The organism is Pseudomonas sp. GL-RE-29 (genome assembly GCF_019947275.1).
Classification (GTDB): domain Bacteria; phylum Pseudomonadota; class Gammaproteobacteria; order Pseudomonadales; family Pseudomonadaceae; genus Aquipseudomonas; species Aquipseudomonas fluorescens_A.
The window spans coordinates 1-1,711 of the sequence record NZ_JAGYGD010000079.1 but is presented as its reverse complement, the minus strand read 5'-3'; the positions used below and the strand labels follow the sequence as shown (position 1 = coordinate 1,711).

The 1,711-nt window shown below is 62.0% G+C and carries 1 protein-coding gene; it reads left to right on the top strand.

Annotated elements, in window-relative coordinates; translation table 11 throughout:
• Window positions 1-1,711 (top strand): DUF3274 domain-containing protein (locus KGB21_RS29300; protein WP_223507543.1); only part of this gene is annotated, 1,711 nt, incomplete at both ends.

The window sequence follows — 1,711 nt, the reverse complement described above, 5'->3', positions numbered from 1 at the left end:
CCCGGGGCGTCGTATGAATCAGTGGAAACCGGGTTGTGTCAGGGGGTGAACGAGCGGCTGGATCGGCCGGATCTTAAGGCGGGGCGGTATGGGGCTAAATACCAAAAGGCCAAAGAATCGCCTCGGGACACTTGGAAAGACAAAGAAGAGCAAATACTTGACGACCCTGATACTTATCTCTATCAGCGTGACACAGACGCCCCCAAAACCCGCAGCCTGATGATCCCGTTCTACTGGGGCTATCGGGCCGCTCCGGAACACGTCAAGCGTGATGACGCCGGCGATCCGTTTCGGATGCGCAATCAGTTTCAGGATATCCAGGGCAATCGCCTGGATCGCCACTTTGCCAAGGCCGGTGGTTTTTTCGTGAATGCCACCAACAATCTGGCGGAGATGTATGGCGAGGGTTTCAAGTCCAACTGGAAAACCGCCACCGTCGAACGCGCGAGCCCGAACAATTACTTGCTGTTCGCCAATGCGCCGCTGCGGCATTACTTTGTATTCGCCGCACACCGACTGGCGATGCTGGTCAGTGAAATTCGCCGGGTCTCCCCCGATGAAACCATCAGCATCATGGGCCACAGCCAGGGCACTCTGATCGCGCTGCTGGCCCAGGCCTTGTTGGTGGACAAGGGCCAGCGTTGCGCCGACACCCTCGTTCTCGTGGACTCGCCCTACAGCGTGCTGCCCAAGGTCACCCCCAAAGACCATGACACCCTCGCCACGCTGATCCGGATCGTCAGCGCGGTGACACAAACCCCGCATCCGCAACCTCCGCTATCCGCGCTCCGGGACAGCAAAACCTACGGCGGTCGCAGCGGTCCGCGATGGTCACCCACGCAAGGGACGCGGCCGGACAAAATCGGCAACTTTACGGTTTTTCCCGAGCGCGACAATCGCGGCAAGGTGTACGTGTATTTTTGCCCCGACGACACCACTGTGGCGCTGGATGATGTGCAAGGCATCGGCACCTATGGCGTGCCCGATGCCACGCCCGATGGGCGCCCGGCGATGACGGCCCTGCAATCCCTCGGTTTTTATCAGCGCCTGTGGACCAAGCGCCATCGTGACGGCGAACCGGTGCTGGTGGGCAAGTCGCCGCAACCCGAGTTCATCCGCGCCCCGGGCGAGCACCGTTACCCGGGCGCGTCCTTGCTCACCGGCGTGGCTTCGCAAGCGCCGATCGCCAAGGGGCAGGAACGCCTGATCAATGCCGAGGCCCTGCACCCGCCCCATGCGCCGCAGATGTTTGGCGGCGAAGCCATACAGGGCAGCCCGACCCGCGCCGGTCTGGACAAACCCGATGAGGTTGGCAAAAGCATCGCGCTGGGCAAAGACGCCGCAACCTCTTTGTGGATCAGGATGCCTGCCGAGTATGACGCCCCCTACACCACGCAGCAGGAGGCGCTGGCGCGTTTTAACGGATTAACCGAGGACCCGGAGGACCACACGCGCGCCGTACGAAAAGGCCCGGCCCGCTCCAGCGGCAGTTCTTGTCACGAGCGCGAGGAAACCCCGCGTGAGGCTAGGGCACGCCTGGAGCATGACCAGAAGACGTGGGGGGCCAACTCCTACCACTCGGCGATTCTGCGCAGCCCGGAAAACCAGCGTTGGGTGACGGCGATGGACATTGCCATTGGCCAGGCGCACTGCCTCGATAATCCGTTCATGCGTGAGGTGTTGGTGGCGATTGCGGATTGGAAGATGGACA